Genomic DNA, 21,542 nt, shown 5'->3' with positions numbered 1-21,542 from the left:
AAATTCTTTGTAACATATTTTATTTAGGTATGCCCAATTGGGCTCGAGCTTTTTGTTTTTAAATTTTTAATTTTGAAATGAAAGCACTTAAATTCATGCAACTCGACAATTTTACTCTTGAAAGCGGGGTAGAATTGCCAATACAATTATCTTATCAAACCTTTGGGTTGCCGCTTCATGAAGCCCCAATAGTAGTGGTAAATCATGCCTTAACGGGGAACAGTAATGTTGCCGGAAACGATGGCTGGTGGGGAAGCTTGATTGGAGACGATAAAATTATCGATACCAAAAAATTCACGGTTCTAGCCTTTAATATTCCTGGCAATGGTTACGACGGATTCCTAATTGAAAACTATAAGGATTTTGTAGCGCGTGATGTTGCCAAATTGTTTTTAAAAGGCCTAGAAGAATTAAACATTCAAGAAGTATTTGCCTTGATAGGCGGTTCGCTTGGAGGTGGAATTGCTTGGGAAATGGCCGTTTTAAAACCTAAACTAGCCGAGTATTTAATCCCGGTGGCAACCGACTGGAAATCGACTGATTGGTTGATTGCCAATTGCCAGATCCAAGAACAGTTTTTGGTGAATTCCAACAACCCAGTACATGATGCCCGAATGCACGCCATGCTATGCTACAGAACGCCTAAGTCGTTTAAGGAACGTTTCCAAAGAAGTATTAACAATGAATTGGAAATTTTCAATGTAGAGAGTTGGTTGCTGCACCATGGTAATAAGTTGCAGGAACGTTTTCAGTTGTCGGCCTACAAATTGATGAACCAATTGCTGAAAACCATCGACGTTACCAAAGGAAGGGAAGCCAACGAAAATATATTGGACATTATCAGTTCCAAAATTGCTATTGTTGGGGTGGATTCCGATTTGTTTTTTACTGCGGAAGAAAACAGGGAAACCCAAAAACAAATGGCCGTAACGCATCCAAATGTGACCTATCACGAAATCCATTCAGATCATGGTCACGATGCGTTTTTAATAGAATTTGAACAGTTAGAAAAAATTATAGAGGGCATTTTTAGCCCAGATACAAAACACAGGAAAATGAAAATATTGAAGTTTGGCGGGAAGTCTTTAGGTAATGGAGAAGGTCTTACAAGAGCCCTTGAAATCATAGAGAAAAAGGTAAATGATGGCGAAAAAATAGCAGTGGTTGTATCGGCTAGAGGGAATGCCACGGACGATTTGGAAGCTTTGCTTGAAAAAGCCTCCAAAAAGGAAGCTTATAAGCCTGATTTTGAAGCCTTCAAAACTTATCAAGTGGAGCCATTGTCAAGTATTGATTTTACAGGTGAGTTTTCGGCATTGGAAAATATTTTCGAAGGGGTGGCTTTACTTGGGGATTACAGCGAGAAAATCAAAAGCCAGGTGTTGGCCTTTGGAGAACTATTATCGGCTAAAATTATTTCCGAAATATTGAAAAGCAAAGGCATCAATGCCAATGCAACGGACTCTAGAACCTTGATAAAAACGGAAGGTGATTTTGGAAATTCGCAACCTATTCAAAAGATTTCCAAGGAGAAAGTTGTGGAGCATTTTAAGAAGTTCAATGGGTCAACAGTGAATATTGTTACTGGGTTTATCGCATCGAATTTGGATGGAGAAACTACGACTTTGGGACGCAACGGAAGTAACTATTCTGCGTCTTTGTTGGCCAATTTCTTGGATGCAGAAGAATTGCAGAATTACACGCATGTAAACGGTATTTACACTGCTAATCCAGACTTGGTTGCCGATGCCCAAAAAATTAGAGAACTGTCCTTTAGTGAAGCGAATGAGTTGGCAAATTTTGGAACTAGTGTTTTGCATGCAAAAACCATCATTCCATTGGTGGAAAAAAATATCAATTTAAGAATCTTGAATACCTTCAATTCAGATGAAGAAGGTACCTTGATTACGGCTAAACCAAGCAATAAGGAAGTAACTTCATTGTCGGTTTTGGATAATGTGGCCCTGTTGAATTTTGAAGGAAGAGGTCTTTTGGGGAAAGTTGGGGTGGATGCTCGAATTTTTAAAGCCTTGAGTGACCAAAATATTAGTGTGAGCATTGTGTCGCAAGGATCTTCGGAAAGAGGAATTGGTTTGATCATAGATGCTTCAAAAGCAACGCAAGCTGTGGTGGCCTTGGAGCGTGAATTTGAAAATGATTTTTACACTCAAGACGTTAACAAAATTGGCGTGGTAGATGATGTGTCAGTAATCTCTATTATTGGGATTGAGTTGAGCTCGTTCCACAAGCCATTCAATGCCTTGATTAAAAACCAAATTACACCGCTATTGTTTAACAATACGGTAACGGGGAGAAATGTTAGTTTGGTGGTGAAAAAGCATCAATTGCATAAGGCTGTCAATGTTATTCATGGAGAGATTTTTGGAATTTCCAAGAAAATCAACATTGCCATTTTTGGGCATGGATTGGTTGGGGGGGCCTTGATCAATCAGATTTTGAAATCGAAAGATGAAATTGAAAAACGCAAGGGAATCAGCTTGAATGTATTTGCTATTGCCAATTCAAAACAGGTTATTTTAGATAAAAATGGTGTTAATGAAAATTGGAAGGAAGCTTTGAAAGCTGAAACTTCAGGATATCAACTACAGGATATTGTGGATTTTGCCAAAAAACACCATTTGGAAAACTTGATAGCTGTGGATAATACTGCAAGCGGGGTGTTCCATGAAAACTACAAACCATTGGTGGAAGCAGGGTTTGATTTGGTGTCGTCCAACAAAATTGCCAACACCATTTCCCACGATTTTTACACCGATTTAAGAGAGTACTTAAAAGAGCACAACAAACAATACCTTTACGAAACTACCGTAGGAGCTGGATTACCGTTAATTGACACCATAAAATTACTGCACGAATCTGGTGAAAACATCACCAGGATTAGAGGGGTGTTTTCAGGGACCTTAAGTTACCTGTTCAATAACTTTTCTGTTCAGGACAAACCGTTCAGTGCCATTGTTCAGGAAACTATCGATAAAGGATTTACGGAGCCAGATCCAAGAGAAGATTTCTCTGGGAATGATGTAGCACGTAAATTATTAATCTTGGCTCGCGAGTTGGATTTGCATAACGAATTTGAAGATGTTTCTGTTCAAAATTTAATCCCTGAAGCTTATAGAAATATTTCAGTTCAGGAATTTTTGGGGCAATTGGATGTGCTTGATGAGGAATTCCAAAAAATCAAAGAACAACAGGAACCTGGCCATGTGTTGAGATATGTTGGAGATTTGTTTGGAGATTTGTCTCAGGAAAAGGGAAATTTGGAAGTAAAACTGGTTTCCATTCCAGAAGACAGCACATTGGGACATGTAAAAGGTTCCGATGCCATTTTTGAAATTTTTACAGAATCTTATGGAGAGCAGCCAATTGTGATCCAAGGGGCAGGTGCAGGTGCCGAAGTAACCGCAAGAGGTGTCTTTGGGGATATTTTACGATTGTCTAAACACATTAACTAATAAGAGCAAACACAATTCCAAAATTCAATTTGGAACACAAAATACCTATTGTCATGAGTCAAAAACATTTCGAAACCGAAGCTATCAGAACACAGTTGGAGCGTTCTCAGTATTCAGAGCATTCAGCACCTTTGTATCTCACCTCAAGTTTTAAATTTGATGATGCCGAGGACATGCGTGCCTCCTTTGCAGAGGAAAAGGATCGCAATATTTACAGCCGTTTTACCAACCCAAATACTTCGGAGTTTGTGGAAAAAATATGCAAATTGGAAGGAGCAGAAGCAGGTTATGCCTATGCCACGGGAATGTCGGCAGTGTTTTCAACCTTTGCTGCTTTGTTGAATGCAGGTGACCATGTGGTGTCCTGTCGAAGTGTATTTGGTTCTACTCACGCTTTATTTACCACCTATCTTCCAAAGTGGAATATAGAAACTACCTATTTTAAGGAGAGTGAAGTTGATAAAATTGAGAAGTTGATTCAACCTAACACCAAAATTCTGTATGCCGAAACACCTACCAACCCAGCGGTAGATATTTTGGATTTGGAATTGTTAGGAAAGATTGCCAAGAAACATAACATCCTATTGGTGATTGATAATTGCTTCGCGACGCCCTATTTGCAAAACCCAATTAAGTTTGGTGCCGATTTGGTAATTCATTCAGCAACTAAGTTAATCGACGGACAAGGTCGCGTGTTAGGGGGAGTGACTGTTGGAAATAAGGAGCTGATTAGAGAAATTTATTTGTTCTCCAGAAATACAGGACCGTCTTTGTCGCCATTTAACGCTTGGGTATTGTCCAAAAGCTTGGAAACCTTGCCTGTTCGCGTGGATAGACATTGCGAAAATGCCTTGAAGGTGGCAGAGTTTTTAGAAAGCCATGACAATGTCAATTTTGTGAAATATCCATTTTTAAAATCGCACCCACAGTATGAAATTGCCAAAAAACAAATGAAGCAAGGTGGAAATATTGTAGCTTTTGAAATTAAAGGAGGTGTCGAGGCAGGCCGTAAGTTTTTGGATGCTCTAAAAATGGCTTCGCTTTCTGCTAATTTGGGAGACACGAGAACGATAGTAACGCATCCTGCCTCAACAACACACAGTAAATTAAGTGAAGCTGATAGATTGGAAGTTGGGATTTCCGATGGATTGGTAAGGGTTTCTGTAGGTTTGGAACATTTTGAGGATATTATTGCCGATTTAAAACAGGCCTTAGATTGATATAAGAATTTGGTTATATTTGAGCAATGCTTTCAAAGAAAACCAAATACGGTCTAAAGGCACTAACATTCTTGGCGAGACAGGAGAATTTTAGTCCAGTACAAATAGGGGTAATTTCCCAACATGAAAATATTTCCCAAAAGTTTTTGGAGAGTATTCTGTTAACATTACGGAAAAATGGTTTCTTGGGATCCAAGAAAGGTAAGGGCGGAGGCTATTACTTACTTAGGGATCCCAAGGATATCAAAATGTCTGCCGTAATGCGTATTTTGGAAGGTCCCATTGCCATGGTGCCTTGTGTAAGTTTGAACTTCTATGAGAAGTGTGAAGACTGCCCAAATGAAAAAACGTGCTCGGTCCATAAATTGATGATGGAAGTAAGGGATAGCACGCTTAATATCTTCAACAATAAGTCCTTGGCGGACATAATTTGATTATTTAACATTAAAATTTATAGCACTTTAAATTATTTTGTATACTTTTGTTTTTAAATCCTACTATTCCGATAGGGTAATAGGAATTAAAATTTAAATTATGATTGGACATACCATTGATATCGCATATTGGAATCAAGTATTGCGAGACAAAACACCAGATGAAATTATTGACTGGGCTTTAACTGTATCAGAAAACCGAATTGTCACGACTAGTTTTGGAGTGTACTCTTCAGTATTGTTGAGTACCATGGTCAGGAAGGATAAGGGCATTAAGGTGATTTGGTGTGATACCCTTTATAATGAAAACAGTACGTATGAGCATGCCTCAAATTTGATTAGACAATACAATTTGAATATCTATAGGTATCAGTCCCTAAAAAGTAAGGCTGAAATTGATGCTACTATTGGTTTGCCCGGATTGGAAGATGATAATCATGCTGAATTTTCGGAAGTTGTGAAATTGGAGCCGTTCAGAAGAGCGCTTAAAGAACACCAACCAGATTTATGGTTTACCAACATAAGGGTGAGACAGACAGAACTTAGAAGCAAGAAGGATATTTTGAGTTTGAGTAAGGACGGTATTTTAAAAGTGAGCCCCTTTTATTATTGGACGGATGCAGATTTAGACAATTATTTGGAAGTCCACGGACTGCCCAAAAACCATGATTATTTCGATCCTATAAAGGCATTGAAAAACAGAGAGTGTGGTATACACTTGCAATAACAGCAAACAGGCATTATGCAAAGTTTTAGAACAGAAATAGAAAATCCGGTTGTAGAGAGGGACATTATTGAATTGGCCAATAAAATTGAGCTGTTCCATAATGGCAAGATCGATGAGGAGAAATTCCGAAGCCTGCGTTTGGCTCGTGGAGTTTATGGGCAACGTCAACATGGAGTGCAAATGATTCGCATCAAATTGCCTTATGGGAAAGTATTAAGCAAGCAGTTGCGCAGAATTGCAGATGTATCGGATGAATATTCTAGGGGGAGATTGCACATTACTACGCGTCAGGACATTCAGATCCATTATGTAGATTTGGACAGAACCCCAGAGCTTTGGGCCGAATTGGAGCGTGATGAGGTGACCTTGCGTGAAGCTTGTGGCAATACAGTAAGAAATGTAACTGCCAGTGAAACAGCGGGAATTGACATCAACGAACCTTTCGATGTGTCTCCTTATGCTGATGCCGTGTTCAAATTCTTTTTGAGAAATCCTATCTGCCAGGAAATGGGACGCAAGTTTAAGGTGTCATTTTCGGCTTCCGATGCGGATACAGGACTGTCTTACATGCACGATTTGGGCTTTATTGCGAAAATTCAAAATGGCACTAGAGGTTTTAAGGTAATGCTGGCAGGTGGTTTGGGGTCCCAACCACGTCATGCTGATGTACTATATGAGTTCTTGCCTTCAGATAAAATTATTCCAGTGATGGAAGGTGTTCTGAGAATTTTTGATCGCCATGGAGAACGTAAAAGTCGCGCCAAGGCACGTGTCAAATTCTTAGTAAAGGATATTGGCTTGGAGGCTTTCAAACAATTGGTGGATGAGGAGCAAGCGGCTATAGAATACAAATCGGTGCCTATTGATGCGGATTCGTATCCAATATCAAAGCCTGTTGAAGTTGCTATCCCAAATGTTGAATTGCTTGATGTGGAGACCTTCAATAAATGGAAGGCTACTAACATTGTTCCTCAAAAACAGGAAGGTTATGTGGCTATTGGTATCAAAGTATTGTTAGGTGATTTTTATACGGATAAAGCCAGATTGTTGGCCGATTTGGTGGAGACTTATGCTGCCGGTGAAATCAGGCTGACCTTGCGTCAAAATATCTTGATTCCTTTCGTTAAGGAGGAATTGTTGCCATTCTTTTATCAAGAGTTAAGCAAGTTGGGCTTTACCGAACTTGGTTATAATAAAGCAGTGGATATCACAGCATGTCCAGGAACCGATACCTGTAATTTGGGAATTGCCAGTAGTACAGGGATTGCAGAAGAGTTGGAGCGTGTTATCAAGGCCGAGTATCCGCAATATTTGGATAATGAAGATTTGGTTATCAAAATTAGTGGTTGTATGAATGCCTGTGGACAGCACACGATGGCCAATATAGGATTTCAGGGAATGTCCATTCGTACGCCTGATAAATTGGTGGCACCAGCATTGCAAGTATTGTTAGGAGGTGGCAACAAAGGAAACGGGAATGGGATTTTCGCCGATAAGGTGGTGAAGGTTCCAAGTAGACGAGGACCTGAGGCCTTGCGTAGAATCTTGAATGACTATGAAGCCAATGCTAAAGGAAAGCCTTTTGTGGACTATTATTTGGAGCAGGGACAGAAGTATTTCTACGATTTCTTGACTGATTTGTCTGATGTTTCCAACTTAACCCAAGAAGATTTTATCGATTGGGGAACGAATGAAAAGTATGTGAAAGCCATTGGGGTTGGAGAATGCGCTGGTGTGGTCATCGATTTGGTATCGACACTTTTTTTGGAAAGTGAGGAAAAAATTGAATTGGCGGAACAATCGTTTGAAGACAAAATCTATTCGGCGGCGGTGTATCACGCTTACAGTTCTATGGTGAACTCGGCAAAAGCCATTTTAATTTCCGAAGATATTTCAGTGAACACCCAAGCAGGAATTATTTCTCAATTCGATGCTGAATTTGTGGAAACGAATAGAGTGCGTTTGGGATTGACATTTTCAGAATTGGTATATCAAATAAAACACAACGCCCCAACTAAAGAATTTGCAGAGAAATATATTGAAAGCGCCAAAGTGTTTTTGTCCACTGTGAAAACATATAGGACAGAAACACAGAAAGTGGCCAGTTAAATGATTAAATAAAGATGGGGATGGAAAGAATAACACCAAGATTGACAGTTGTGGGAGCAGGTCCGGGAGATCCGGAATTGATCACCTTAAAGGCCGTAAAGGCTATTGGTTCGGCCCAAGTAATTTTATATGATGCGTTGATAAATAATGCTTTGTTGGAATATGCATCACCAAAGGTTGAGCTGATTTTTGTGGGAAAACGAAAAGGGTGCTATGCTTATCAACAGGATCAAATCAATGAATTGATTGTAGCAAGAGCCAAAAGTCATGGCCATGTTGTGCGGTTAAAGGGAGGAGATCCTTTTGTATTTGGTAGAGGAGCGGAAGAATTGGAATATGCCCAGAAATTTGGTGTGGAAGGCAATGTGGTGCCAGGGATTTCATCGGCTATTGCAGTGCCTGCTTACCAAGGCATTCCTTTGACCAAAAGAGGCAGTTCCGAAAGTTTTTGGGTGATTACGGGAACAACCAAAGATCATAAAATGTCCAATGATATTCCTATTGCGGCCAAATCTACGGCCACAGTAGTTATTTTGATGGGGATGAGCAAACTGCCTCAAATCATGGAGGCTTTTCAAAAGGAAGGGAAAGCTGAAACACCGGTAGCAATCATTCAAAATGGAACGACAGAAGATGAAAGAATAGGCATTGGTACAGTTGCTTCCATTTGTAAGGTTGTTGAGGAAGAACAGTTATCCAATCCAGCCATAATTATAGTAGGTGAAGTGGTCAACGACCGAGTGCATTTGACTTCGATACGCCAAGAAATTCAACAGTTTTCATAGAATAAATAGAAACAAAATTTTTTAAAAATCATTGATTTTACGGGATAGCTATATCCAAAATCGACTAAAATTAGAGACCATGATAAAAACAGATATATTGATTATTGGGGCAGGACCAACGGGGTTGTTTACAGTTTTTGAAGCTGGATTATTGAAATTGAAGTGTCATTTAATTGATGCATTGCCACAACCGGGAGGACAATGCTCGGAGATATATCCTAAAAAACCAATCTACGATATTCCGGGATTTCCGGAGATATTGGCTGGAGATTTAACCAATAATTTATTGGAGCAGGGCAAACAATTTGAACCTGGGTTTACCTTAGGAGAACGCGCAGAAACCATTGAAAAGCTCGAAGACGGAAGTTTTATTGTAACCACCAATAAGGGGACCAAACACTATGCTCCTGTGGTTGCTATTGCGGGAGGTTTGGGATCGTTCGAGCCCAGAAAACCATTGATTGAAAATATTTCTTATTACGAAGATAAAGGTGTGGAGTATTTTATCAAGGATCCAGAAGTGTACCGCAACAAAAAAGTGGTGATTTCAGGAGGGGGAGATTCTGCTTTGGATTGGAGTATTTTCTTGGCAGATGTAGCCGAAGAGGTCACTTTGGTTCATAGGCGAAATGAATTCCGTGGCGCCTTGGATTCCGTAGAAAAAGTACAAGAGTTGAAACTACTAGGGAAAATCAATTTGGTGACTCCTGCTGAGGTGACAGCTTTGCATGGCAATTCCAAATTAGAGGGCGTAACGATTATCAAGGACGGTGAAAAAATATTACATGAAGCTGATCATTTTATTCCACTGTTTGGTTTGTCTCCAAAATTGGGGCCAATTGGTGATTGGGGATTGGAAATTGAAAAAAACGCCATCAAAGTAGATACTTTGGATTACCAAACCAATATTCCGGGAATCTTTGCCATTGGAGATGTGAATACTTATGAAGGCAAATTGAAGTTGATACTTTGTGGGTTTCATGAGGCGACTTTAATGTGTCAATCTGCTTATAAAATCATCAATCCTGGTAAAAAGTATGTCTTGAAATATACTACCGTAAGTGGTGTTGATGGTTTTGACGGCACGAGAAAAGAAGCTCCAAAAGCAGTAGTGCAGGCTATAAATTAACGGTTATTTAGAATACAGTTTAAATTGTAATCGCTAAATTTAGATGCTCGAAATAACAACTATGGCATATAAACTTCGCTTAAAGGACGATATCGCGACTTTTACAAAACGGCTCTTCTATGCATTATTTGATGAGGAAGAAGTTCAGCAAAAAGAATTGAAAGTTTTAAAGCAGGTCTTTTTGGATGTGGTATCGCAATTGAATGTTCAAGATGGTAATAAAATTTGGGACGCTTTTTCAAACAAGATTCCTTCTATTAAAAAACGAATAGAATTGGATGCTTTGGCTACCGAAAAAAACGATCCGGCTTGTAAAAGTTTGGAAGAAATTTATTTGGCCTATCCAGGATTTCACGCTATTGCCATTCATCGTTTGAGTCATGAACTTTTTAAGTTGAATGTGCCTATCGTGGCAAGAATGATGAGTGAGTGTGTGCATGGGAAAACAGGAATTGATATTCATCCAGGAGCCACTATTGGAGACTCCTTTTTTATAGACCACGGAACAGGAATTGTGATTGGGGAAACTTCTATCATAAAAAATAATGTAAAGATTTATCAAGGGGTAACGCTTGGAGGGATTCAGGTGAAGAAGAGTTTGTCCAATACCAAAAGACACCCGACCATAGAGGATAATGTCACCATTTATGCCAATGCTACAATTTTGGGAGGAGACATTGTGATTGGTGCCAACAGCATTATCGGTGCCAATGTTTGGATAACCCAATCGGTTCCGGAAAATTCATTGGTGACCTATCAGTCAGAAATTAAAATCAGTACACGCAACAAATGATTCAAAGTAAATCCATAACCGATTTCATCGGTAACACACCACTTATTGAAGTCAAACGAATCATTTCTAAACCCAAAGTGCGATTGTTTTTGAAGTTGGAAGGGAAGAACCCTGGTGGCAGTGTGAAGGATCGTGCCGCTTTCAATATGATTTCCGAGGCATTGAAACGTGGTGATATTTCAGAGGGAGACACTTTGGTTGAGGCTACCAGTGGAAATACGGGTATTGCCTTGGCTTTTATAGCTCAGTTATTAGGGTTGAACATGGCATTGATCATGCCTGAAAATTCTACGGAAGAACGTATTAAAACCATGCGTGCCTATGGAGCGGAACTGATTCTGACATCTGCTGCTGATGGCATAGAAGGTTCGCGTGATTTGGCTGAAAAACTTCAAAAAGAAAAAGGCTATTACATGCTCAATCAATTTGCCAATGATGACAACTGGAAAGCCCACTACAAAACCACAGGTCCCGAAATTTGGAAAGATACCAATGGCCAAGTGACACATTTTGTTTCGGCAATGGGCACTACAGGGACCATTATGGGAGTATCCACTTATTTGAAAGAACAGAATAAAGCAATAACCATTGTAGGCGCCCAACCAACCGATGATGCGAAAATCCCAGGGATTAGAAAATGGCCAGAGGCCTATTTGCCAAAGATTTTCGATCGCTCCAAAGTAGATCGAATTATAGAGGTAAGCGAAGAAGATGCTCGATCTGTAGCCAACAGATTGGCAAAAGAAGAAGGCGTATTTTGCGGGATGAGCAGTGGCGGTAGTGTAGCCACCGCTTTAAGAATAGCCGAAGAAATTGAAGAAGGCCTCATCGTCGCAGTAATTTGCGATATCGGAGATCGTTACCTTTCTTCAGATTTGTTTCAATAAAAATTGGTTATAAACTATTTATCCTGTAATTTCGCAGCCTAGTTCATAAACATATAAAATGTTATCACGAAAGGCAGAGGGAATAGACCCGTTGAAGCCTTAGCAACCCTTTAACTTTAAAGAAGGTGCTAAATTCTACTAGTTGAATACTACTCAATTGGACAGATAACCTCGAGTAATTTCTTTTACTTTCTTGATGACATTTTAATATAAACACAATAAAATGTCAAATATTAATCAGGTTTTACAAGACCGAATTTTAGTTCTGGATGGGGCCATGGGGACCATGCTGCAACGGTATAATTTTTCTGAAGAGGATTTTCGTGGGGAACGTTTTAAAGATTATCCGTCTCCGTTAAAGGGGAACAACGACTTGTTGTCGCTTACGCAGCCCCAAGCCATCGCTGAAGTACATCGCAAGTACTTCGAGGCTGGTGCTGATATCGTGGAAACCAATACCTTTTCGGGAACTACCATTGGTATGGCTGATTATGATATGGAAGATTTGGTGTATGAACTGAATTATGAGTCTGCTAAAATTGCCAAAAAAGTAGCCGATGAATTTACAGCTGCCAATCCTGATAAACCTCGTTTTATTGCCGGAAGTATTGGGCCAACTAACAGAACGGCCAGCTTATCTCCAGATGTCAACCGTCCTGAATTTCGTGCCGTAACTTTTGATGAATTGCGTGTTGCTTACAAACAACAGGTAGAGGCCTTGATTGATGGTGGTGTGGACCTTTTATTGGTAGAAACTGTATTTGATACCTTGAATGCCAAGGCGGCCTTATTTGCGATTGAAGAAGTAAAAGAGGAGAGAGGTATTGATATTCCAGTCATGGTATCTGGAACGATTACGGATGCTTCAGGAAGAACCCTTTCAGGGCAAACTGTGGAAGCATTTTTAACTTCCATTTCGCATATTCCATTGCTAAGTGTTGGATTTAATTGTGCGCTTGGAGCCGATCAGTTGCAACCTTATTTAAGACGATTGGCAAATGAAACCGAATTTTTTACCTCTGCCCACCCAAATGCGGGACTTCCAAATGCTTTTGGGGAATACGATCAAACTCCAGCACAAATGCAAGTACTTATTGAAAACTATCTCAAAGATGGTTTGATCAACATTATTGGAGGATGCTGCGGAACAACTCCAGAGCATATCAATGCGATTGCAGAAGTGGCAGCAAAATATAAACCGCGCAAAATTGAAGTGCCTGCATAGGGACGTTTTTTGAAAAGAATTACAATGTCAGAACACACAAAATATTTAAAGCTTTCAGGTTTAGAACCGTTAATCGTGACCCCTGAAAGTAACTTTATCAATGTTGGGGAGCGAACCAATGTAACGGGATCTCGCATGTTTTTAAGGTTGATAAAGGAAGAAAAATACGAAGAGGCCCTAGCTGTGGCCAGAGATCAGGTGGAAGGTGGTGCCCAAATCATCGATGTGAATATGGATGAAGGGATGTTGGATGGTAAGGAAGCCATGGTGACCTTCTTGAATTTAATTGCTTCGGAACCTGATATTGCCCGGGTGCCCATTATGATTGATAGTTCCAAATGGGAAATCATCGAAGCAGGTTTGCAGGTGGTACAAGGGAAATCGGTGGTGAATTCCATCAGTTTAAAAGAAGGAAAAGAAACTTTCGTGCATCATGCCAAATTGGTAAAACGTTATGGAGCTGCGGTGATTGTGATGGCGTTTGATGAGGAAGGACAGGCCGATACTTACCAAAGACGTATCGATATCTGTAAGCGTTCTTATGATATTTTGGTGAATGAGGTGAATTTCCCGCCAGAAGATATCATTTTCGATCCTAACATTTTCCCTGTAGCAACTGGAATGGAAGAGCACAGGTTAAATGCGTTGGATTTTTTCAATGCCACAAAATGGATTCGTGAAAACTTGCCTTATGCGAATGTTTCGGGAGGGGTGAGTAATGTGTCCTTTTCTTTCAGAGGAAATAATGTAGTACGTGAAGCCATCAATTCAGCATTTTTATTTCATGCCATTAAGCACGGGATGAATTTGGGTATTGTGAACCCAACGATGTTGGAGGTTTATGACGAAATTCCAAAGGATTTGTTGGAGCACGTAGAAGATGTGTTGTTGGATAGGAGAGATGATGCTACAGAGCGTTTATTGGATTTTGCAGAAACCGTAAAAGGTGATAAAAAGGAAGATGTTGCCAAAGTTTTGGAATGGCGAAGTGATAGCTTGCAAGACCGTATCACTCATAGTTTGGTGAAAGGAATTGATACTTTTATCATCGAGGATGTCGAGGAAGCAAGATTGACAGTTGAAAGACCGATAGAGGTTATTGAAGGTCACTTGATGATTGGGATGAATGTGGTTGGAGATTTGTTCGGAAGCGGAAAAATGTTCTTGCCTCAGGTGGTGAAATCGGCTAGGGTGATGAAGAAGGCAGTAGCCTATTTACAACCATTTATTGAAGCCGAAAAGGACGGAAAGCAAGAGTATGCTGGAAAGATTTTGATGGCGACTGTAAAAGGGGATGTCCACGATATTGGTAAAAATATTGTAAGTGTGGTATTGGGGTGTAACAATTATGAGATTGTAGACCTTGGAGTAATGGTGCCACCAGAAAAAATTATAGAAACAGCAAAAGCCGAAAAGGTGGATGCTATTGGTTTGAGTGGGTTGATTACACCGTCTTTGGACGAAATGGTGTACCTGTCTAAAGAGATGGAAAAACAGAAGTTTACCATTCCATTGCTTATTGGAGGTGCAACAACTTCCAGAGCCCATTCTGCGGTGAAAATTGCACCTAATTACACCCATGCTGTGGTACATGTAAATGATGCTTCCAGAGCGGTAACTGTGGTTGGGAATTTGTTGCAGAAGGACAATGCAGTCTACAAAGAACAAATTCGTGAGGAGTATGAGAAATTCCGTGAGCAGTTTTTAAAGCGTGGGAAAAAGAAGGATTATATCGACATTGAAGAGGCTAGAAGGCGCAAATTCAAAATTGATTGGAATGCTGCAGACATTGTAAAGCCAAAGCAACTGGGGGTTCAGGTAGTAGAAGATTTCGATATCACCAAATTGGAAGCCTATATAGATTGGAGTCCATTTTTTAGAAGTTGGGATTTACACGGGAAATATCCTGAAATCTTGAAAGATGAGGTGGTTGGACAGCATGCTTCTGAATTGTATGCCGATGCACAGGTATTGCTAAAGCGCATTTTTGATGAAAAATTGTTGGGGGCCAAAGCAGTTTTTGGACTGTTCCCTGCCAATATGGTGAATGATGATGATATTGAAGTGTATGATGAATCTGGTGCTGTAAAGGCGACATTCCTAACCTTACGTCAGCAATTGGATAAGCGTGAAGGCGTGGCAAATTTTGCCTTGTCGGATTTCGTGGCACCTAAAGAAACAGGAAAACAGGATTACATAGGTTGTTTTTGTGTGAGTACTGGTTTTGGAACGGCTGAATTAGCGAAACAATTTGAGGATAACCATGACGATTATAGTTCTATTATGATCAAAGCCCTTGCCGATCGTTTGGCAGAAGCTTATGCTGAATATTTGCATAAGAAGGTTAGAACAGATATTTGGGGTTATGCGCAAGGCGAGAATTTATCCAATGAAGAATTGATCAAAGAAAGCTATAAAGGCATTCGTCCAGCGCCGGGATATCCAGCCTGTCCGGACCACTTGGAAAAGAAAACCATTTGGAAATTGTTACAGGTGAAGGAGAACATTGGGGTAGAGTTGACCGATAGTTTGGCTATGTGGCCAGCGGCTAGTGTAAGTGGTTACTATTTTGCCAACAAAGACGCCAAATATTTTGGGTTGGGTAAAATAACCCAAGACCAATTGAAGGATTATGCGAAGCGCAGGGGGATTTCAAATGATGAGGCCGAAAAATGGCTGAATCCAAATTTGGCTGATTAATTTAGAAGCCGCACTAAATAAAAAAGAGACAGTAATTAAACACTTTTCCAACTTAGGGAAATATTATGAAAGTAACAGATCATATCAAACAGGCCAAAGGCAAAACATTGTTTTCATTTGAAATCATACCTCCAAAAAAGGGGAGCAATATTCAGGAGCTATATAACAATATTGATCCTTTAATGGAGTTTAAACCGCCTTTTATTGATGTTACGACGTCTCGCGAAGAGTACGTGTATATTGATAGAAATGGCTTGTTGGATAGAAAGATTACAAGAATGCGTCCGGGTACGGTTGGAATCTGTGCATCGATAAAACATAAGTATAATGTCGATACGGTACCTCACGTACTCTGCGGTGGATTTACAAAGGAAGAAACCGAATATGTACTAGTAGATTGCCACTATTTGGGAATTGAAAATGTCATGGCGTTGCGTGGCGATGCCATGAGTCACCAAAAGTATTTTGAGCCTGCGAAGGGAGGTCATACTTATGCCAGTGAATTGGTAAAACAGATTCAGGATTTGAATGAGGGGAAATACCTTCATGATGTTATTGAAGCCGACGATAGAGCTGATTTTTGTATTGGTGTAGCTGGTTATCCAGAAAAACACATTGAAGCACCTTCACTTCAAACCGATTTGAAGCGTTTAAAGGAAAAGGTGGATGCCGGTGCTGATTATGTGGTGACCCAAATGTTCTTCGATAACAAACGTTATTTCGAATTTGTAAAAGCCGCCAAAGAAGCAGGGATTGATGTGCCAATCATTCCGGGGATTAAACCTATTGCCGTGAAGCGCCATTTACAATTGTTGCCACAGGTATTCAAAATTGATTTGCCGGAAGAGTTGATTTCGGCAGTCGAAAACAGTAAAGACAATAAGGCGGTACGTCAAGTTGGAATAGAATGGGCCATTCAACAATCCAAGGAATTATTGGAAGCAGGAGTGCCTGTATTGCACTATTACTCTATGGGGAAAAGTGACAATATAAAGGCAATTGCAGAACATTTGTTTTAATTATTCTGCTATTTTTGCCCCATAATCCAGCCTATGAAGCATCTATTTTTCTGCCTATTTTTTTTGTGGATCGGAGTTCTTTTTTCTCAAGAAACTGAGTCCAAGTCTTCTACTGTGGAAGTCAATTATTTTAAAGGGAACATAGCGCTTCATAACAACAGCATTCTACATTTAATCAAGGGACATCCCGAGGGTTTTGTTGTTAGTTGGAACAAGAAAACCTTTGGGTTCAACGATTGGGAACAGCGTTATAATTATCCAGATTATGGTGTGTCCTTTGCCTATCAAAATTTAAAGAATGATGTTTTGGGGAACAACTATTCCTTATATGCTCATTATAACTTCTACTTTTTTAAGCGTAATTTAATGCTGCGTATTGGTCAAGGATTGGCCTATACCACAAATCCTTATGATAAGTACGATAACTTTAAAAATGTGGCCTTTGGGTCGCATGTGTTGAGCAGTACTTATTTGATGCTGAATTATAAAAAGGAACGCATTTTTGATAGATTTGGAATTCAGGGAGGACTGAGTTTGATTCATTATTCCAATGCCAATGTAAAGGCGCCCAATACTAGCGTGAATTCCATGACGTTAAATGTAGGGGTGGTTTACAGTTTGGAGGAAAGTGATCCTGAGTATGTCGACGATTTAACAAAGGAGAAATTTACTGAACCCATCAAGTATAATTTGGTGTTTCGAACAGGAATCAATGAAAGCGACGTCATCGATAGTGGCAGGTTTCCATTTTATGTGTTGTCTGCCTATGCCGATAAACGTTTGGGGCATAAAAGTGCCATTCAGTTAGGAGCTGATGCGTTTTTCTCTAAGTTCTTAAAGGAATTGATCTATTACCAATCGGTGGCTTTTCCAGAAGAAAATGTTTCTGGGGATGAAGATTGGAAACGTGTGGGGATTTTTGCAGGACATGAATTGTTCATCAATAAAATGTCGGTGGTAACCCAAGTAGGATATTATGTGTATTATCCTTTCGATTTTGAGGGGCGTACCTATTTTAGAGTAGGTTTAAAACGTTATTTTGGAGATAAAGTATTTGCTGCTTTAACATTGAAGTCACATGGAGCTAAAGCTGAAGCTGTTGAACTAGGAGTTGGAATTCGATTATAGGTATGAGAAAGCTAATTTACATTTTCGTTTTATTATTGATGGTTGCTTGTGACAGTGAGAACGCCAATGATTGCTTTCAAACTTCAGGAGGCATCATTCAGCAGGAATTTGAAGTGTCCGAATTCGAACGGATTTTGGTAAATAGGGATATTGAACTGATTCTGGCCGAAGGTGATTTTCAGGTTTTGGTTGAAACAGGGGGGAACCTTATCAATGATGTATCTGTAAAAGTAGTGGATGGAGAGTTGCAATTAGCCGACAATAATACTTGTAACTATGTGCGGGACTATGGTGTGACCAAAATGTATGTAACGGCACCGAATATTAAAACCATTAGAAGTTCTACACAATATGATATTTCTTCGGAAGGGACCTTGAATTTTCCGATCCTTCAATTGCTGTCTGAAGATTACAATGTACCTGATAGTTTTACTACAGGAGATTTTAGGTTGGATGTCAATGCTTCTGAAGTGAAAATTGTAGCCAACAACATGGCGTCTTTCTATATTACAGGGCAAACCGAAAATTTATTTATTGGTTTTTATGCTGGAGCAGGACGTTTTGAAGGTGCAGATCTTGTTGCACAGCATGTGGATATTTATCACCGAGGGAGCAATGATATGATTGTAAACCCCCAACAATCGTTATCCGGAGAAATTTTAGGTCCTGGAGATGTGATTTCTCTAAACCAACCTTCAGAAGTTACTTTGGAAACTCTATATACCGGAAATTTAATATTCCAGAATTAGAATAGCGTCTCTTTATTTATTTGTCAATTCTCTGAACAAACTTTCCAAACTTTCATTCTTTTGGTTCAACTGAAGGATTTTGAGTTCGTTGTCATGGGCAAAATCAAACACATGAGCGCGCATATCCTTTGAGGTTGAAAACGTGATTTCATATACAAAATCATGAACATTAACCACAGATTTTACATGAGGCAATTTTTGTAAAAAGGCTTCTTCCACCCGATAATCAAATTCAACAATCACAGTTTGGTCTTTACCCTCCCTAAGTTCAGAAAGGCGTTTGTCTGCTACAATTTCACCCTTGTTGATAATGATTACTCGGTCGCACATGGCTTCCACTTCTTGCATGATATGCGTAGATAGAAACACGGTTTTTTCCTTTCCCACATTTTTAATCAATTGCCTGATGTCTACCAATTGGTTGGGATCCAATCCTGTGGTAGGCTCATCCAAAATCAACACATCTGGGTTGTGAAGGAGCGCATTGGCCAATCCCACACGTTGACGATATCCTTTAGATAATTGTCCGATTTTTTTATGGGCTTCGGGTGTTAATCCTGTAAGTTCAATCACTTCAGCAATTCTCTCTTTGGCTACATTATAGACACCCGCATTAAAATGGAGGTATTCCTTTACATACATTTCCAAATAAAGCGGATTGTGTTCTGGTAAATAGCCAACATGTTTCTGTACCTCTTTAGATTCCGAATTCACATCAAAATCACACACTTTAGCTTCCCCGCTGCTTGCTTCGATATAAGTGGTCAAAATTTTCATCATGGTTGATTTTCCAGCACCATTGGGGCCTAAAAAACCAACAATTTCGCCTTTATTCACTTGAAAAGAAACATCGTTCAGGGCCTTTTGAGTTCCGTAAACCTTGGATATGTGGGCAACTGCTATTGACATATAGAGAATTGTTTGTCCAAAAATAGTAATTATATAGTTTAAACCTTCTATGGAAGTAAATTCGTGAAAAAAAATAGAAATGAAGAAAAAATTGAGGAGGAGTATTTTGATTATTGGAAATATTAATTACATTAGCATTTCGTAACAACAATGAAAACAAACAATTATACATACTTTAACTGGTTTTATTTCTTTTTTAGCAAAAGAAACGAGACTCTGTATGTATAATTTATAGCCATAAATTTAATATATAAGTCTCGATGAAAATCGGGACTTTTTTTTTACATGATAAAGTCAGTTGCAATACAGGGAATAAAAGGCTCTTTTCATCATATTGTCTGCCAAAAGTATTTTGATGATGATGTCATCATTGATGAATGTTTGTCTTTTGATACAGCAGTAAACAGTTTGCTTACCGGTAAAAGTGATGCCGTGATTATGGCTATAGAAAACTCCATTGCGGGTTCTATTATTCCTAATTACGCCTTGATTGATACCCACAACTTACATGTTATTGGAGAGCATTATTTAGATATTCAGCATCATTTAATGGCCTTGCCAAATCAGTCCATCGAGGAGATTCATGAGGTATATTCACATCCTATGGCCTTGCTTCAGTGTAAGGAGTTTTTTAAAAAACATCCGCACATCAAATTGATTGAAGACAAGGATACGGCTGAGGTGGCGGAACGAATCAAAACCAAGGGGCTTAAAAATGTGGCAGCCATTGCCAGTAGGTTGGCGGCGGATTTATTTGAGCTTCAAATTTTGGCGGAAAGTATCCAAACCATCGCTCATAACGAGACCCGTTTTGTGATTGTGAAAAAGCAAAATTCTGAAATTCCTAAAGAGGAAATCAATAAAGCGTCCTTAAAGTTTGAATTGGACCATAAACGTGGTAGCTTAGCTACAGTGCTTAATGTGATGAGCGATTGTAAATTGAACTTGACCAAAATACAATCCTTGCCAAAAATAGAGACCCCGTGGAAGTATGCCTTTTTTGTGGATGTCACTTTTGAAGCCTATGCCGATTATGACAAGGCAAAATCCATTTTAAAAATCATGTCTCAGGACCTAAAAATATTGGGCGAATATAAAAACGCTAAACTATGATTACAGTAGCTGACAGGTTACATACAGTGGAGGAATATTATTTCTCGAAAAAACTGAAGGAAGTGGCATTGCTAAAGGCACATGGCAAGCCTATTATCAATTTAGGAATTGGAAGCCCAGATTTGGAGCCGCCCATGAAAGTATTGGCAGCGATTACAGATAGTCTTTCTGATCCTTCGGCGCATAAATATCAAAGCTACTATGGTTTGCCAGAGCTACGGGAAGCCATTACGGTGTTTTACCGAGATAGGTTTGAAGTAGCTTTAAGCCCGACAACGGAAGTGTTGCCGCTCATGGGAAGTAAGGAAGGAATCATGCATATTTCCATGGCTTTTTTAAATGAAGGCGATGAGGTGTTGATTCCCAATCCGGGATATCCAACCTATACGTCGGTAACCAAATTAGTAGGTGCTGTGCCTGTGTTCTACGATTTAAATGAAGAGGGTAAATGGTTGCCGGACTTGATCGAACTGGAAAAGCAGGATTTGAGTAAGGTGAAGTTGATGTGGCTAAGCTATCCGCACATGCCAACTGGAGCTGTAGCGCCAAACAAGTTTTATGATGATGTGATTGCTTTTGCCAAACGCAACAACATTTTATTGGTGAATGACAATCCGTATAGTTTTATTTTGAATGAATATCCTAGAAGTATCTTGAAATACAAAGGCGCGAAGGATTGCTGTTTGGAATTGAATTCTTTGAGTAAAACCTTTAACATGGCCGGTTGGCGTGTTGGAATGGTTTTGGGAAAATCAGATTACATTAATGCCATTGTTAAGGTGAAAAGCAATATGGATTCTGGTATGTTTTATGGCATTCAAAAAGGTGCCATTGAAGCCTTAAAATGTTCTGAAATGTGGTATGTAAGCCTAAATAGCGTTTACGAAAAACGTAGGGAGTTGGTTTGGAAATTGGCAGAAGCCCTTAACTGTACATTTGATAGAACTGCCACAGGAATGTTCGTTTGGGCAAAGTTGCCCGATTTTGTAAAGGCCGAAGAATTTATAGATGTATTGTTGAAGAACAATTCCATTTTTATTGCCCCAGGCACTGTTTTTGGAACCAATGGAGAAGGCTATATTCGGTTTTCATTGTGTGCCTCGATTGAAGATATAGAAGAAGCGATAGCTAGAGTTAAGTAG

At 39.5% G+C, this 21,542-nt stretch carries 17 protein-coding genes and 1 riboswitch; of the genes, 16 read left to right on the top strand and 1 reads right to left on the bottom strand.

What is annotated here, in order from left to right; all coding sequences use genetic code 11:
- The first annotated feature begins 77 nt into the window (after nt 1–77).
- The 14 genes from thrA (at nt 78) to AC6I5C_RS13820 (ending at nt 18,378) form a co-directional block, all read left to right on the top strand.
- Nucleotides 78–3,473, top strand: a complete 3,396-nt coding sequence (gene thrA / locus AC6I5C_RS13885) for a bifunctional aspartate kinase/homoserine dehydrogenase I (RefSeq protein ID WP_497905673.1) — start codon at nt 78–80, stop codon at nt 3,471–3,473.
- 53 nt (nt 3,474–3,526) lie between these two features.
- Complete coding sequence (locus AC6I5C_RS13880; protein WP_497905672.1) at nt 3,527–4,693, top strand: O-succinylhomoserine sulfhydrylase; 1,167 nt, start codon at nt 3,527–3,529, stop codon at nt 4,691–4,693.
- 26 nt (nt 4,694–4,719) lie between these two features.
- Nucleotides 4,720–5,127, top strand: a complete 408-nt coding sequence (locus tag AC6I5C_RS13875) for an RrF2 family transcriptional regulator (RefSeq protein WP_053978473.1) — start codon at nt 4,720–4,722, stop codon at nt 5,125–5,127.
- 100 nt (nt 5,128–5,227) lie between these two features.
- Nucleotides 5,228–5,854, top strand: coding sequence for a phosphoadenosine phosphosulfate reductase domain-containing protein (locus tag AC6I5C_RS13870; protein WP_053978472.1), 627 nt, complete (start codon nt 5,228–5,230; stop codon nt 5,852–5,854).
- Nucleotides 5,855–5,869: 15 nt separating this feature from the next.
- Complete coding sequence (locus tag AC6I5C_RS13865; protein WP_497905671.1) at nt 5,870–7,963, top strand: ferredoxin-like domain-containing protein; 2,094 nt, start codon at nt 5,870–5,872, stop codon at nt 7,961–7,963.
- Between the two features lie 20 nt (nt 7,964–7,983).
- On the top strand, nt 7,984–8,748 hold the full coding sequence (cobA, locus tag AC6I5C_RS13860; protein ID WP_497905670.1) for a uroporphyrinogen-III C-methyltransferase: 765 nt from the start codon (nt 7,984–7,986) through the stop codon (nt 8,746–8,748).
- A gap of 79 nt (nt 8,749–8,827) precedes the next feature.
- Nucleotides 8,828–9,877, top strand: coding sequence for an NAD(P)/FAD-dependent oxidoreductase (locus AC6I5C_RS13855; protein WP_497905669.1), 1,050 nt, complete (start codon nt 8,828–8,830; stop codon nt 9,875–9,877).
- Between the two features lie 61 nt (nt 9,878–9,938).
- Nucleotides 9,939–10,670: a serine O-acetyltransferase EpsC gene (gene epsC / locus AC6I5C_RS13850; RefSeq protein WP_497905668.1), complete on the top strand. Its 732-nt coding sequence runs from the start codon at nt 9,939–9,941 to the stop codon at nt 10,668–10,670.
- Nucleotides 10,667–11,557, top strand: a complete 891-nt coding sequence (gene cysM / locus AC6I5C_RS13845; protein ID WP_497905667.1) for a cysteine synthase CysM — start codon at nt 10,667–10,669, stop codon at nt 11,555–11,557. Before epsC ends, cysM begins: the two co-directional genes overlap by 4 nt.
- Before the next feature lie 58 nt (nt 11,558–11,615).
- A riboswitch (SAM riboswitch) is annotated at nt 11,616–11,729 on the top strand.
- Between the two features lie 51 nt (nt 11,730–11,780).
- Nucleotides 11,781–12,782, top strand: a complete 1,002-nt coding sequence (locus AC6I5C_RS13840) for a homocysteine S-methyltransferase family protein (protein ID WP_497905666.1) — start codon at nt 11,781–11,783, stop codon at nt 12,780–12,782.
- A 24-nt stretch (nt 12,783–12,806) separates the two neighbouring features.
- Nucleotides 12,807–15,482, top strand: coding sequence for a methionine synthase (metH, locus tag AC6I5C_RS13835; RefSeq protein WP_497905665.1), 2,676 nt, complete (start codon nt 12,807–12,809; stop codon nt 15,480–15,482).
- 65 nt (nt 15,483–15,547) lie between these two features.
- Nucleotides 15,548–16,501: a methylenetetrahydrofolate reductase [NAD(P)H] gene (gene metF / locus AC6I5C_RS13830; RefSeq protein ID WP_076663254.1), complete on the top strand. Its 954-nt coding sequence runs from the start codon at nt 15,548–15,550 to the stop codon at nt 16,499–16,501.
- Nucleotides 16,502–16,534: 33 nt separating this feature from the next.
- Nucleotides 16,535–17,629, top strand: a complete 1,095-nt coding sequence (locus AC6I5C_RS13825; RefSeq protein ID WP_497905664.1) for an acyloxyacyl hydrolase — start codon at nt 16,535–16,537, stop codon at nt 17,627–17,629.
- 2 nt (nt 17,630–17,631) lie between these two features.
- Nucleotides 17,632–18,378 (top strand): head GIN domain-containing protein, encoded by a 747-nt coding sequence (locus tag AC6I5C_RS13820; protein WP_497905663.1) that lies wholly within the window; start codon nt 17,632–17,634, stop codon nt 18,376–18,378.
- Nucleotides 18,379–18,390: 12 nt separating this feature from the next.
- On the opposite strand, the gene gldA is transcribed toward AC6I5C_RS13820, so the two are convergent.
- Nucleotides 18,391–19,287 (bottom strand): gliding motility-associated ABC transporter ATP-binding subunit GldA, encoded by an 897-nt coding sequence (gldA, locus tag AC6I5C_RS13815; RefSeq protein WP_497905662.1) that lies wholly within the window; start codon nt 19,285–19,287, stop codon nt 18,391–18,393.
- 285 nt (nt 19,288–19,572) lie between these two features.
- Here gldA and AC6I5C_RS13810 point away from each other — a divergent pair, with 285 nt between their 5' ends.
- Both AC6I5C_RS13810 and AC6I5C_RS13805 read left to right on the top strand, forming a co-directional pair.
- Nucleotides 19,573–20,400, top strand: coding sequence for a prephenate dehydratase (locus AC6I5C_RS13810; RefSeq protein ID WP_497905661.1), 828 nt, complete (start codon nt 19,573–19,575; stop codon nt 20,398–20,400).
- On the top strand, nt 20,397–21,542 hold the full coding sequence (locus AC6I5C_RS13805) for a pyridoxal phosphate-dependent aminotransferase (protein WP_497905660.1): 1,146 nt from the start codon (nt 20,397–20,399) through the stop codon (nt 21,540–21,542). The genes AC6I5C_RS13810 and AC6I5C_RS13805 overlap by 4 nt, the downstream gene beginning before the upstream one ends.

This window comes from Mangrovimonas sp. sgz306409, assembly GCF_059735265.1.
Note: the sequence above shows the minus strand (reverse complement) of the source record. Positions and strands in the feature narration are given on the sequence as shown.